Source organism: Pseudomonas sp. UBA5568 (genome assembly GCF_002425525.1).
GTDB classification, from domain to species: Bacteria; Pseudomonadota; Gammaproteobacteria; order Pseudomonadales; family Pseudomonadaceae; genus Aquipseudomonas; species Aquipseudomonas fulva.
This window is the reverse complement of the sequence record NZ_DIMK01000038.1, coordinates 1-12,759: the sequence shown is the minus strand read 5'-3', so window position 1 is coordinate 12,759 and position 12,759 is coordinate 1. Positions and strand designations below refer to the sequence as shown.

Annotated in this window: 11 protein-coding genes; 6 read left to right on the top strand and 5 right to left on the bottom strand. The window is 61.0% G+C overall.

Annotation, left to right across the window (positions count from 1 at the left end; all coding sequences use genetic code 11):
* The first annotated feature begins 2 nt into the window (after positions 1 to 2).
* From cyoA to cyoD, 4 genes are read left to right on the top strand one after another with little or no spacing between them, the layout of a single operon-like run.
* Positions 3 to 926: a ubiquinol oxidase subunit II gene (cyoA, locus tag B2S33_RS11440; RefSeq protein WP_400553346.1), complete on the top strand. Its 924-nt coding sequence runs from the start codon at positions 3 to 5 to the stop codon at positions 924 to 926.
* Positions 927 to 930: 4 nt separating this feature from the next.
* Positions 931 to 2,904 carry a cytochrome o ubiquinol oxidase subunit I gene (cyoB, locus tag B2S33_RS11435; RefSeq protein ID WP_104926106.1) on the top strand — a complete coding sequence of 658 codons (1,974 nt, stop codon included), beginning with the start codon at positions 931 to 933 and terminating at the stop codon, positions 2,902 to 2,904.
* A 3-nt stretch (positions 2,905 to 2,907) separates the two neighbouring features.
* Positions 2,908 to 3,519, top strand: a complete 612-nt coding sequence (cyoC, locus tag B2S33_RS11430) for a cytochrome o ubiquinol oxidase subunit III (RefSeq protein ID WP_027915511.1) — start codon at positions 2,908 to 2,910, stop codon at positions 3,517 to 3,519.
* Positions 3,519 to 3,857, top strand: a complete 339-nt coding sequence (gene cyoD / locus B2S33_RS11425) for a cytochrome o ubiquinol oxidase subunit IV (RefSeq protein WP_027915510.1) — start codon at positions 3,519 to 3,521, stop codon at positions 3,855 to 3,857. The genes cyoC and cyoD overlap by 1 nt, the downstream gene beginning before the upstream one ends.
* A 50-nt stretch (positions 3,858 to 3,907) precedes the next feature.
* Here the strand turns inward: cyoD and B2S33_RS11420 are convergent, their stop codons facing one another.
* Positions 3,908 to 5,140, bottom strand: a complete 1,233-nt coding sequence (locus B2S33_RS11420; protein ID WP_049696106.1) for an MFS transporter — start codon at positions 5,138 to 5,140, stop codon at positions 3,908 to 3,910.
* Between the two features lie 70 nt (positions 5,141 to 5,210).
* Positions 5,211 to 5,888, bottom strand: a complete 678-nt coding sequence (locus tag B2S33_RS11415) for an RraA family protein (protein ID WP_059184090.1) — start codon at positions 5,886 to 5,888, stop codon at positions 5,211 to 5,213.
* A gap of 224 nt (positions 5,889 to 6,112) precedes the next feature.
* Between B2S33_RS11415 and B2S33_RS11410 the strand changes: the two genes are divergently transcribed.
* Positions 6,113 to 7,090 carry a hydroxyacid dehydrogenase gene (locus B2S33_RS11410; protein ID WP_110607472.1) on the top strand — a complete coding sequence of 326 codons (978 nt, stop codon included), beginning with the start codon at positions 6,113 to 6,115 and terminating at the stop codon, positions 7,088 to 7,090.
* Between the two features lie 73 nt (positions 7,091 to 7,163).
* The gene (locus tag B2S33_RS11405; RefSeq protein WP_023533529.1) at positions 7,164 to 8,492 is read left to right on the top strand and encodes an MFS transporter; all 1,329 of its coding nucleotides are present in this window, start codon (positions 7,164 to 7,166) and stop codon (positions 8,490 to 8,492) included.
* 195 nt (positions 8,493 to 8,687) lie between these two features.
* Here B2S33_RS11405 and B2S33_RS11400 read toward each other — a convergent pair whose 3' ends face one another.
* The 3 genes from B2S33_RS11400 to B2S33_RS11390 all read right to left on the bottom strand — a co-directional run bounded on the left by B2S33_RS11400 (position 8,688) and on the right by B2S33_RS11390 (position 12,423).
* Entirely contained in the window at positions 8,688 to 8,846 is a 159-nt protein-coding gene (locus B2S33_RS11400) for a hypothetical protein (RefSeq protein WP_165919269.1), read from the bottom strand.
* Between the two features lie 17 nt (positions 8,847 to 8,863).
* Positions 8,864 to 9,979: a catalase family protein gene (locus B2S33_RS11395; protein WP_110607471.1), complete on the bottom strand. Its 1,116-nt coding sequence runs from the start codon at positions 9,977 to 9,979 to the stop codon at positions 8,864 to 8,866.
* An 89-nt stretch (positions 9,980 to 10,068) separates the two neighbouring features.
* The gene (locus B2S33_RS11390; protein ID WP_145281147.1) at positions 10,069 to 12,423 is read right to left on the bottom strand and encodes an FdhF/YdeP family oxidoreductase; all 2,355 of its coding nucleotides are present in this window, start codon (positions 12,421 to 12,423) and stop codon (positions 10,069 to 10,071) included.
* Between the last annotated feature and the right edge of the window lie 336 nt (positions 12,424 to 12,759).

Below are 12,759 nucleotides of genomic sequence, written 5' to 3'. Positions count from 1 at the left end.
ACATGGCCAGGGAACCGAAAACGGCAAGGCGACTGCTCTGGATGATGGCGCTGGGCACCGTAGCACTCCAGCTCTCGGGCTGCGATATGGTGTTATTCAACCCCAAGGGGCAGGTGGGGCTCGAGCAGCGCAACCTGATCATCCTCGCCACCTTGCTCATGCTGATCGTAGTGGTACCGGTGATGATCATGGCGCTGGTGTTTTCGGTGCGCTATCGGGCCTCGAACGAAAAGGCCCGCTATACCCCCGACTGGAGCCACTCGCGGCTGATCGAAGCGGTGGTATGGGGCGTGCCGCTGGCCATCATCATCGTGCTAGGGGTTGTCACCTGGCGTTCGACCCATGCGCTGGACCCGTACCGGCCGCTGGCATCCGACACCCCTGCGCTCAAGGTCCAGGTCATCGCCATGGACTGGAAGTGGCTGTTCGTCTATCCCGAACTCGGCATTGCTTCGGTCAACGAAATGGCGATGCCTGTAGACACGCCCGTTGACTTTAGGGTGACTTCCGACGGCGCCATCACTTCGTTCTTCATTCCGGCCCTGGGCGGCCAGATCTACGCCATGGCCGGGATGCAGACACGGCTGCACCTGATCGCCAACCACGCAGGCGACTACACCGGGATCGCCGCCAACTACAACGGCCCGGGGTTCTCCGACATGCACTTCAAGGCGCTGGCCCTCGACCCGCCGGGCTTCGATGACTGGGTCGAACGCACCCGCGCCGCCGGGCGCCAGCTCGATGGGGCTGCCTACACGCAGCTGGCCAAGCCCAGTATTGCCCACCCGGTAGAACATTACGGCAAGGTCGACCCGCACCTGTTCCAGTCGTTGATCGACAAGTACCAGGGCGTCAACCGCTCCCGGGAGGTCGAACGCCGCCTCAGCGATTCCCAGGGCCAGAGCCCCCAAGGCAGCAAGGAGTAAGCGCATGTTCGGAAAACTGACCTGGGACGCCATCCCCCTCCACGAGCCGATCATCATGTACACGCTGGCCGTCGTCGGGCTGCTGGGCCTGGCGGTCGTAGGGGCCATCACCTACATGGGCAAATGGAAATACCTGTGGCAGGAGTGGTTCACTAGCGTGGACCACAAGCGCATCGGCGTGATGTACATCGTCGTCGCCCTGGTGATGCTGCTGCGCGGGTTCGCCGACGCGTTGATGATGCGCACCCAGCAGGCCATGGCCTCGGACGGCTCGCCTGGCTACCTGCCGCCTGAGCACTACGACCAGATCTTCACCGCCCATGGGGTGATCATGATCTTCTTCATGGCCATGCCGTTCGTGGTCGGGCTGATGAACGTGGTGGTACCTTTGCAGATCGGCGCCCGCGACGTGGCCTATCCATTTTTGAATGCCGTCAGCTTCTGGCTGTTTGTTTCCGGCGCCGTGCTGGTGAACCTTTCCCTGGGCATTGGCGAGTTCGCACGCACCGGCTGGGTGGCCTACCCCCCGTTGTCCGGTATCGGATACAGCCCCGGGGTGGGAGTGGACTACTACATCTGGGCGTTGCAGATTTCCGGGGTAGGCACCCTGCTCACCGGGCTGAACTTCTTCGTCACCATTCTGAAGATGCGTACCACCGGCATGACGCTGTTTCGCATGCCGGTGTTCACCTGGACAGTGTTGTGCACCTCGATCCTGATCCTGGCTGCCTTTCCCATCCTCACCGCCACCTTGTTCATGCTCACGCTGGACCGCTATTTGGGCATGCACTTCTTCACCAATGAACTGGGCGGCAACCCCATGATGTACGTGAACCTCATCTGGGCTTGGGGCCACCCCGAGGTGTACATCCTCATACTCCCAGCGTTCGGTATCTTCTCGGAGGTGGCCTCGACGTTCTCGCGCAAGAAGCTGTTCGGCTACTACTCCCTGGTGTGGGCGACCATCGTCATTACGGTGCTGTCCTTCATCGTCTGGGTGCACCATTTCTTCACCATGGGCGCAGGACCCAACGTGAACGCGTTCTTCGGCATCATGACCATGATCATCGCCGTCCCCACCGGGGTGAAGATCTTCACCTGGCTGTTCACCATGTACCGGGGTCGGGTGCGTTTCGAGACGCCGATGCTGTGGACGGTTGGCTTCATCGTCACCTTCAGCATCGGGGGCATGACCGGGGTCCTGCTGGCGGTGCCCGGTGCGGACTTCCTGTTGCATAACAGCCTGTTCCTGATTGCCCATTTCCACAACGTGATCATCGGCGGCGCGGTCTTCGGCTACCTCTGCGGCCTGACGTACTGGTTCCCCAAGGCCTTCGGCTTCAAACTCCATGACCCACTGGGGCGTGCTGCCTTCTGGTGCTGGTTGGCTGGATTTTACTTTGCCTTCATGCCGTCCTATTTCCTGGGGTTCATGGGCATGACCCGGCGCCTGAATCACTTCGACGTACCCGAGTGGCGGCCCTTCCTGCTGCTGGAAATGGTCGGTGTATTGATCATCCTGTGTGGCGTGGCCTGTCAGGTCATGCAACTGGTGGTGAGTATCCGCAAACGTCATGAGAACCGCGACACGACGGGCGACCCCTGGGACGGGCGCACGCTGGAATGGGCGACCGCTTCGCCGCCCCCGTTCTACAACTTCGCCGAGCAACCTGTCGTGGGCGGCATCGACGCGTACTGGGGCATGAAGGAGAAAGGCGTGAAAACCCTGGCCGAGATGGATTTCCGCAAGATCCACATGCCTCACAACACCAGCCTGGGCCTGGTGCTAGGCGTTCTGTCCACGGTGCTGGGCTTTGCGTTGATCTGGCACATCTGGTGGTTGGTCATCGCCAGTTCACTGGCAGTCATCGCCACCCTGATCGTGCGCAGTTACGACCCCAATACCGACTACTGCATCCCGGCCGAAGCGGTCGAACGGATGGAAACCGAGCGTCGCCAACGGTTGGCGGAGGCCTGAATCATGTCCCATGTCGTGCACAACGAAACGGCCCGCGAGCAAGAGCATGGCCACGAAGACGCAGGCTCCCTGAGCCTGTTCGGCTTCTGGGTCTACCTGATGACCGACTGCATTCTGTTCGCCACCCTGTTTGCTACCTATGCGGTGCTGGGACAGTCTGTGGCAGGTGGGCCCAGCGCGGCGGACATCTTCGAACTGCCTTATGTGCTGGTGGAGACGTTCCTGTTGCTCTTGAGCAGCATCACCTACGGCTATGCGATGCTCGCCAACCACCGCCAGGACAAGCGCTGGGTGCTGCGCTGGCTGGGCGTCACGTTCCTGCTCGGCCTGGGCTTCATCGCCATGGAGATCAATGAATTCCATCATCTGATCAGCGAGGGCGCAGGCCCCCAACGCAGTGCGTTTCTGACGGCGTTCTTCACGTTGGTGGGCACTCACGGCCTGCACGTGCTGGTGGGGCTGATCTGGATGGCCCTGTTGATGATGCAGGTTCACCAGCGCGGCCTGACCTGTGTCAATGCTACGCGCTTGAGCTGCCTGAGCCTGTTCTGGCATTTCCTGGACATCGTGTGGGTCTGTGTGTTTACCGTCGTTTATCTGTTCGGGGTGATCTGATGAGTCGTCAAAGCCATGTACCTAGCAGTGCCGGCGCTAGCCAGAGCAGCCACCGTTCGTATAACACAGGGTTCGTGCTGGCAGCCCTGCTCACCCTGCTGCCCTTCGGGCTGGCCATGTACCCCAGCCTGCCGCGTCACCTGACCTTCATGACCGTGCTGGTGTGCGCCCTGGTCCAGATCGTGGTGCACATGGTGTTTTTCCTGCACCTGACCACAGCGCGAGAGCAGCGTTGGAACTTGATCGCGCTGGTGTTCACGGTGGTGATCATCACGCTGTTGGTGGGGTTGTCGCTGTGGATCATGTACTACGTGCACTACAACATGCTCGGGTTATGACTGTCTTCCCATCCGGGCTGGCCTGCCACCAGCAGGCCGGACCGGCGCGCTCATGCAGCCCGACGGTTGCGCCATGCACAAGTCCCCGCGACACCCAACAGCAACACTGCCCCGGCTGCACCCAAGGTGGCCGGGGCGCCCACACGAGCAGCCAGCAGCCCGGCGGCCATGCCACCCAACGCCTCGAAACCGAAGCGCATGGCGATGTAGAACGCAATGACACGTCCGCGCAGATGGCCCGGCGCTTGGCTCTGCAACTGCATGTTGGTGCTCACGTTGCTCAGCGTGATGCCGAACCCCAGCACCAGAAGCGCCAGCAATGCCAGCTGCCACTGCCCTGCCCAGCACACACCCAGCAGTGCCAGGGCGCAAAGTCCTGCGCCCACTTCGATGAACTGCCGAAGGCGAGGCAAGGCTCCGCCCACCGCCAGCACTAACGTGGCCACGAACGCGCCAGCGCCTGCCGCGCCCCAGAGCCAGCCCAGCACCCGTGCGTCACCGGCGTACACGCGCTTGGCCAGGATCGGCAGAAGCGCTGCATAGCAGGACGCCAGGAGGTTGACCATGATGACATTGAACAGCAGTTGCCTGACGCCCTGTTCCCGCCATAGATAAGCGAGGCCCTCACGAAATACCTGGGCAGTGGAACCTGTCGCCCGAGGGCTGGCTGTGGCTTGCACCTTCAGCAACCCTGCCAGCAGCGCGGTGAAGGCGACGGCGGTCAAGGCGAAGCAAGCCGCCTCCCCCGCCACGGCTATCAGCCCGCCGGCCAGTGGCGGGCCCACGAAGCGGGCGGCGTTGATAAGCATCGCGTTGAGGACCAGCGCGTTGGGCAGGTCAGCTGGATCTTCCACGAAAGAGCCGATCAGGGCCTGACGCAGGGGTGTTTCGACGGCATTGAGCAAGCCCAGCAGCAGTGCCATTGCGGCAATGAAGGGGCCATCTACCCAACCAGCCCAGGTCACTAGCGCAAGCGCGGCCGATTGCGCCACCAGCATCGACTGGACCACGATCAGCAGTCGACGCTTGTCGTGGCGATCGATCCAGGCGCCTGCGAACGGACCGACGATCAACTGCGGGGCGAGAGAAAGAAAGGTGATCAGGCCCAGCAATACAGCTGACCCGGTCAGGTGATAGGCCAACCAGGACAGCGCGACTTGCTGAACCCACTTGCCCAAGGTCGAAACGCCTTGGCCGGCAAAATAAACCTGGAAATGATGGTGGCCCAATGCGCGTACAGCAGAAGGCCAACGGGTACGAGGGGGCGGCGTCAGGTCAGACAAGTGAGCGAGTCCTCAGGTGAGAAGCAGCCGCCATTGAAGGATCTTGCTCGGACCACGTGCGGGTCGATCCTCAGTCAGGCAGCAGGCAGCCTTTCTTTTTCAAGGACTCCAGGACCCAGGTGCGGTCATTGGTACCTTGAGCGATATGTTGCATTTGCGCCGTTTCGGCAGCGTGCTTGGCCGTGGCGCGTTGGTAGACCTCTGCGACATGGGCATAGGGTACGCACAGCAAGCCGTCATCGTCACCGATGATCAGGTCCCCGGGTTCGATCACCATGCCATCGATGGCGATGGGCACGTTGATCTCGCCCGGCCCGTCCTTGTAAGGGCCGCGATGGGAAACACCGGCAGCGAACAGGGGGAAGTCACCGGCCTTGATGCTGCCAGCATCGCGGATTGCACCATGGATGACGATGCCCGCTACACCGCGCTTCACGGCGTACGCCACCATCATCTCGCCGATCAGAGCATTGGTCAGGTCGCCGCCGGCATCGACCACGATCACATCACCTGGCTCGGCGCTGTCGATGGCGTAGTGCAGCATCAGGTTGTCACCAGGACGGGCCTTGACCGTCAGAGCCGCGCCGCACAGCACACCTTCCCGGTGCATGGGGCGCAAACGCGCACCACCCGCCGTCATGCGATTCATCGAGTCGCTGACGTTGGCGACCGGCACCTCGCGGTAGCGCGATACCCACTCATCACCGATTTTTCGCGTGCGCTCAAGCACCTGGAAACCAATGCTCATGTGACCTACCTCTTCTTGGATTTATTGGGCGCGCTCAACGTCGAAGCAGAACGCCATTTCAGAATGGCATTTCATTAAACAGATTTCAAGGGTTTGAAATCTCAGTTATTCGGCAATGTGGCTGACTTAAAATCTATTGTTGCAACGCCATTTCATTATGCTAGGTTATTGGTGAAAGCACTCAGTGCAGTCCTACCGTCTTCAACAAAAACAAGGTATCGACGATGTCCCGTACCCTTCTGCTGACAGGTCCGGCGCTGGCCGACGACGCGATGCGCCTGGCCGATCAACACGCCATCCGCGTCATCCCCACCACGCCCTATCTGCCCGAGCATGAGCTCGAAGCGATCATCCGCGCAGAGCAACCCGATGCCATCATCGTGCGACAAGGCAGCCTGACCCGCGCCATGATCGATGCATCCAACGCGTTGAAGGTGGTCGCCAAGCATGGGGTCGGCTACAACACCATCGACATCCAGGCCGCCGCCGACCGGGGTATTCCTGTCTCCGTCGCCGTTGGGGCCAACGCCCAGTCAGTGGCCGAGCACGCCTTTGCGTTGATGTTCAGCGTTGCGCGCCAAACCGCCTTGCTCGATGCGCGCATGCGCGAAGGCCACTGGGACAAGGCCACTGCCAACGGCATGGAGTTGGCGGGCAAGACACTGGGCCTGGTCGGCCTTGGCTCGATCGGCGCGATCCTGATGGACCTGGTGGCACCGCTGCGCATGAAGGTCAAGGTTTACGACCCTTACTTGCAGCAGTTACCCGTGCGTGATCACCTCGAGCGCGAAGAGGATTTCGATCGCTTGCTGGCCGATAGCGATATCATCAGCCTGCATTGCCCCCTCACAGACACCAATCGCAACCTCATCGGCGCCCAGCAGCTTGAGCGCATGCGTTCAGGTGCCATCTTGATCAACACCGCACGTGGCGAGCTGGTCGATACCGATGCCTTGGTGCTTGCGTTGAGCGAGCGGCGCATCGGGGGTGCCGGCCTGGACACTTTCCACCCCGAACCGCCTCCGGCCGACAGCCCGCTGTGGGGCCTGCCAACCCTGGTCGCCACACCTCACATCGGGGCCAACACCAGCGAAGCCCGGGACCGCGTAGGCCTGGTTGCCCTGCAGCAAATCCTCGATGCCTGGGACGGCAAGGCGCTGGACCCGCGCTGTGTGGTGAACCGTCACCTGATCGATAACTGATTGCCCTTGCGCCGGCTTGTCCGGCCGCACAGACCCCTGCGTAACTCCAGAAAAAAAACAATTGGAGAGCACCATGAAAGCAGCCTCAACCCCGCCCAGCGAGCTCGAACGCGCCACCATGCGCCGTGTTGCCTGGCGTCTACTGCCCTTTCTGATCATCTGCTACCTGATCGCGATCATCGATCGCGGCAACATCGGCATGGCATCGTTGCAGATGAACCAGGACCTGGAGTTGTCAGCCAAGGTCTTCGGTTTCGCCAGCAGCTTGTTCTTCTTCGCCTACTTCCTGGTGGAAGTCCCCAGCAACCTCGCCATGCAGCGTTACGGTGCGCGCATCTGGATCGCGCGCATCATGATCACCTGGGGGCTGATCTCCGCCGGTACCGCCTTCGTGCAAGGGGCCAACTCACTGTATGTAATGCGCTTTCTGCTGGGCGCTGCCGAGGCCGGGTTCTTCCCAGGGGTGTTGCTGTACCTCACCTACTGGCTGCCGTCGGCGTATCGCGCGCGCATGGTGGCGCTATTCATGGTCGCCATTCCCGCCGCCAACTTCATCGGCTCGCCGATTTCAGGGCTGCTGTTGAGCCTGGACGGCTGGTTGGGCATGCGTGGGTGGCATTGGCTGTTCATCCTCGAAGGCATCCCGGCGGTGCTGCTGGGGATCGCCTGTCTGTTCGTACTGACCGATCGGCCTGAGCAGGCCAAATGGCTGAATGACGATCAACGCGGCTGGCTCACCGGGCGGTTGGCCGAGGAACGAGCACAGAAAACCACCATCGGTCATATCTCGCTGTGGAAACTGCTGCGCCACAAGGACATCTGGGTGCTCGCGCTGATTTACTCGGGCGCCTCGGCGGCTGGCAGCACCATGAGCGTCTGGGCGCCACAACTGCTCAAGACCTTCGGCCTGAGCTCCATGGAGATCGGGCTGGTGAACGCGATTCCTTATGGCGTTGCCTCGATCCTGATGGTCATCTGGGGCCGCAGTTCCGACCGCACCGGTGAACGTCGCTGGCACACCGCAATGACCATGTTGCTGATTGCGGCCGGCCTGCTGATGACCCTGTTCACCTCGTCACTGCCGGCCACGGTAGTGATGCTGACCATGGTGCTGGTGGGGGCCTACTCCATGAAAGGCCCGTTCTGGGCATTGGTGTCGGGCTGGTTGTCCTCCTCCACTGCAGCAGCTGGGCTGGCTGCGGTTGGCGCCATGGCCAACCTGATCGGGGGTGGCTTGATGGTCAACGTGTACGGCGCCATCCATGACGCCACCGGCAGCTACGCACTGGCACTGATGCCACTGGCGGCGTTGTGCACGCTGGCTGGGGTCATGGTGCTGGTCATTGGCCGCAAGCGCCAGCTTGAACAGGCGCAGGCCGCAGGAACGCTGGCTGCCAAGTAGAATCCGCTTGGCGCTCGGTTGGCGTCCATGGCTCACAAGCGTGCCATGGAGCCGGCGAAGCCGGCGCCAAGTCAAACCACAACACTAAAAATCAGGCGGTGATGGCTTTTCCACGTCGAAGGTTTATTCAAACGACCGGTAGCCTCAGACTTCATACCTGGCGCCGCCGCTGCTCGGGCGACGGCGCCAGCGAACCTAGAGCGATTCGCCGTCGTCCTCGATGTCCATCTCAGCCTCCGCCGCCTCCGTGGCATCCGCGTCATTGAGCGCAGGGGAAGTCGGTTTTAACGGATCGTTGATATAAGGCACATCGCTTGGGCCTTTCTCTTCAGTGCCCGCGGTTTCTGGTTGCATGGCGTACTCTCCTCGACTTACAGGCTCGGCCCTTTAGGACCGGGCTCATGGATTGGGCACCCATTGTGCTGCCCACGAAAATTGGCCGACATTTCATAGGCCGGCTTGCGCACCCGCATCACGCCACCCAAGGGCCTGTGCGCCGCCAGACCGTGCCAGGGGCTGAACGCCATGCCGTCGTCGATACGGCGCACATTCTCTTCACTCCATGCCGCTTGAGGCTTGACCTCCAACGTGGCCACGGTCACATAGGGGCTGAGCGTCTCGGGCCACTGACTGGATGCATCTTCGATCGGCATTTGATCAAGGTCGGTGGCCAACTGGACCTGAAGCTCCCAGACGCCGCCCTCGCTTGCAAAAAACGCTTCCATGGCGTGACGTAGCCCGTCTGGATCGTCTTTGAGGTCAACAACCTGATCGGTCAGCGCAGTCAAGGCCGCCGACACGGGCACTACCGCAAGCTTTGCGTAGTAAGGGCCATAGAGTACAGGTACGACGGTGCTGAAGCTTTCGCCAAGAATGTGGGTTTGAGGGTGCCCACCAAGGCTTTTGAGCGTGCCGCTCTCACCGCCAAGCGCTTCGACCACTTTTTCTGCACCGCGCAGCACGGCCGACACTACCTTTTTCGTACCCGGCGCTTTGTCAGTGGTTTTGGCAAGCAACTTCAACGTCTTGAGAAACGCCTTGGGGTCTGGCGCGGTGAAGGCTTTGGCATTTTGCATGACAAAGTCCTGCGTGACTTGCCCCTCACTGCCTGGCAACCGCGGGCCTTGTACGCCAACGATCTTGAGCGCCAGCCCCCGTGGGGTGGAAACCTTGTCATCGAGGATGTCACCCGGGTTGGTGGAAAACCGCAGGTAAGCATCGAACTCACCCGGTGTGGCGAACGCCCCCTGAGCGAGCTGCGCCGGCAACCCTGGCGCCACTTTCAGTGTGCCGCGCAACAATCCATGTGCTTTTGCATGAACGCTGCGGTTGGCATGGCCATTGTCCCTGAAGGTGGTCTCCATGATTTCGCGCAGCGTATCCTGCAACGCCTGGCTGGTCTGTGCTTCATCTTCGGGAATCTGTTCAAACCCAGGCTCAAAAGGTAATGGCACTACCAAGGCGGGGGCATCGGGCAGCTTATTCATTACTACGCTCCTGTCGTCTCGAGACGAACAATGGGATGGTTACCAGCACACAGCCTTCACGATTCTGCATGGTCCAGCACCCCTCACGCTCAATTGATCTGATCGTGCGCAGGCACTGCCTTGCTGAGGTCGCTTGCACGGGGATCGACCTTGTGCAGCGTCACCGGCACGCACTTGGCGGCAGGCACCTTGCTGCGTTCAGCGTGGTGCCACAGCGGGATTAGCGGATTGCACTCAGGGTAATAGGCGCCCGCACAGCCTTCGGGAATGTCATAGGCGATGATCTGCAAAGGACCGACTTCTCGCACGACCTGGGGCTCGACAGCAGTGCGTAGCAGCACCCAGTCGCCTGCAGCCAAACCCAACCGAACCACATCGCTGCGATTGAGGAACACGACGCTACGGGTGCCTTTTACCCCACGAAAACGGTCGTCGTAGCCATAGACAGTGGTGTTGAACTGGTCATTGCTGCGCAGCGTCATCAAATGCAGCACATCATGCGCCGAGACAGCGGGCTGCAAGTCGTCGTCCTCATCAAGCCGCTGGGGCGCCACGAACTGGGCTTTGCCAGACGGGGTCTGCCACTCCCGTTTAGCCGCCGGCAGGGGCCTATGGAAACCGCCGTGCTCCCACATGCGTGTTTCCATGTTGTGAAATATCTCGGGGTAGACCTGGCTGATCGCTTCGCGGATCAATGCATAGTCGTGGCGCCAAGCATCCCAGTCGACAGTCGTTCGCTGATCCAGGGTCGCTTCGGCCAACCCGGCAATAATCGCCACTTCGGAGCGCAGGTGTTCACTGGCTGGCTCATTGCGGCCCTGCCAGGCGCGGATGCAGCCGGTACTGTCCTCGGTGGTATAAACCTGCTCTACACCCTCCTGACGATCAGCTTCTATGTGCCCAAGACAGGGCAACAACCAGCCATGTCGCCCCGGGAACAGATGCGTGCGATTAAGCTTGGTCGCCACCTGGACGTTCAGCGTAAGCGTCTGCCAGGCCGCCTCCATGCACTGGGTGTCGGGAATCGCCCGCAGGAAGTTGCCACCCAGGCCGATGAAAGCCTTGACCTTGCCCTCGACGAGCGCTTGGCAGCAGTCCACCGTGGCCATGCCCTTGTTCGGTGGAACCTGCACGCCAAACAGTGCTTGCAGTTTTTCACCCGGAACCTTGGCCGGGTCCTCCGTGATACCGACCGTGCGCTGGCCTTGCACATTGGAGTGCCCGCGCACGGGACAGATGCCTGCGCCGGGCTTGCCGATGTTGCCGCGCAATAGCAGCAGGTTGACCAGCATCTGCACGTTGTCGACACCGCGTCGGTGCTGGGTCATGCCCATCCCGTAGATGATCATGACCTTGCTGCTACGGGCATAGACGGTAGCTGCAGCTTCCATCGCAGCACGCCCGAGGCCGGACTGACGCTCCAGGGTCGCCCACTCATGGCGCTGAACTTCTTCTCGCAGCGCGTTCAACCCATCGGTGTGTGCCTGGATGAACGCATGGTCGAGCACAGCCGGCTTGCCCTCGTCACTTGCCTGTTGTTCCATCGCAAGCAGGGCCTTGATGATCCCCATCACTGCTGCCAGGTCGCCCCCTACCTTGACCTGATGATACTGGGTACTGATCACAGTCGATTCAGGCCCCAGCATTTCACTGGGGGATTGAGGGTTGACGAAGCGCTCAAGCCCTCGCTCGCGCAGTGGATTGAAGGTGATGATGGGCACATTGCGCTTGCGCGCTTCCTGCAGCGGGTGAAGCATTCGCGGGCTGTTGCTGCCTACGTTCTGGCCGAAGAAGAAAATGCAGTCGGTGTGTTCAAAATCTTCCAGCGTGACGGTGCCGACGGGTACACCAATACTCTCCTGCAGTCCGACCGACGTGCTCTCATGACACATGTTCGAGCTGTCCGGGAGGTTGTTCGTGCCGTAGGCGCGGGCGAACAGCTGGTACATGAACGAGGCTTCCAGCGATGCCCTGCCCGAGGCATAGAACACCGTTTCGTCCGGGCTCAGGGCTTGCAACTGTTGGCCGATCTGCTGGTACGCCTCTGCCCAGGTGGTAACTTGGTAACGGTCGCTAGCCGGGTCGTAGCGCATGGGGTGGGTCAGCCGGCCTTGCTGCTCCAAGGCGTAATCGGTCCATGTGCGCAGCGCTGAGAGGGTATGGGTGGCAAAAAAATCCGGGCCGGTGCGGTGGCGGGTAAGTTCCCAGGCGGTGGCCTTGGCGCCGTTCTCGCAGAACTCCAGCGCGTGTGGGTTGCCTGGCTTGGCCCAAGCACAGCTGACGCAGGCGAAGCCTTTGGGTTTGTTTTGCCTGACCAGCGCCATGGGTGCTGTTGTAATGGCCTGTTCCCGCCAGAGTATGGTCATGACAGAGCGCGCCGACCCCCAACCGCCTGCTGCATCTTTATAGGGCTTGTATCGCGCTTGAGGGTGGATGAGCGACATGGCCGCCTCGCTGTAGTTATGTCTGAATATTTCGAGGTGGGATGGGAGAGGGAAGTTCAAGCGAGCATGGTGTTTGCTGGCTGAGTGGGCGTGGGGGTGGGAGCGTCTTCTCAGGGGGGTCGCTGCAAATTGGTCTTTTCTGAGATCGATCCGATAACGCCAGGGGCCGCTGTGCGGCCCATCGCGGCACGAAACCGCTCCCACATGGGGGATAAGGGTACCTAGGGGCGATATTCAATTCTTAGTTATTCGATATGGACACGCTTACAAACTACTTCCAACATAGTTGTCATCGTCGTCACCGCTGTTGCTGTGGATCTTGATCTTGATCTTGAT

Bases quoted from the DNA above. Each gene is read 5' to 3' on its own strand.
- cyoA (WP_400553346.1), top strand. From the start codon at position 3: ATGGCCAGGGAACCGAAAACGGCAAGGCGACTGCTCTGGATGATGGCG.
- cyoB (WP_104926106.1), top strand. From the start codon at position 931: ATGTTCGGAAAACTGACCTGGGACGCCATCCCCCTCCACGAGCCGATC.
- cyoC (WP_027915511.1), top strand. From the start codon at position 2,908: ATGTCCCATGTCGTGCACAACGAAACGGCCCGCGAGCAAGAGCATGGC.
- cyoD (WP_027915510.1), top strand. From the start codon at position 3,519: ATGAGTCGTCAAAGCCATGTACCTAGCAGTGCCGGCGCTAGCCAGAGC.
- B2S33_RS11415 (WP_059184090.1), bottom strand. From the start codon at position 5,888: ATGAGCATTGGTTTCCAGGTGCTTGAGCGCACGCGAAAAATCGGTGAT.
- B2S33_RS11410 (WP_110607472.1), top strand. From the start codon at position 6,113: ATGTCCCGTACCCTTCTGCTGACAGGTCCGGCGCTGGCCGACGACGCG.
- B2S33_RS11405 (WP_023533529.1), top strand. From the start codon at position 7,164: ATGAAAGCAGCCTCAACCCCGCCCAGCGAGCTCGAACGCGCCACCATG.
- B2S33_RS11400 (WP_165919269.1), bottom strand. From the start codon at position 8,846: ATGCAACCAGAAACCGCGGGCACTGAAGAGAAAGGCCCAAGCGATGTG.
- B2S33_RS11395 (WP_110607471.1), bottom strand. From the start codon at position 9,979: ATGAATAAGCTGCCCGATGCCCCCGCCTTGGTAGTGCCATTACCTTTT.
- B2S33_RS11390 (WP_145281147.1), bottom strand. From the start codon at position 12,423: ATGTCGCTCATCCACCCTCAAGCGCGATACAAGCCCTATAAAGATGCA.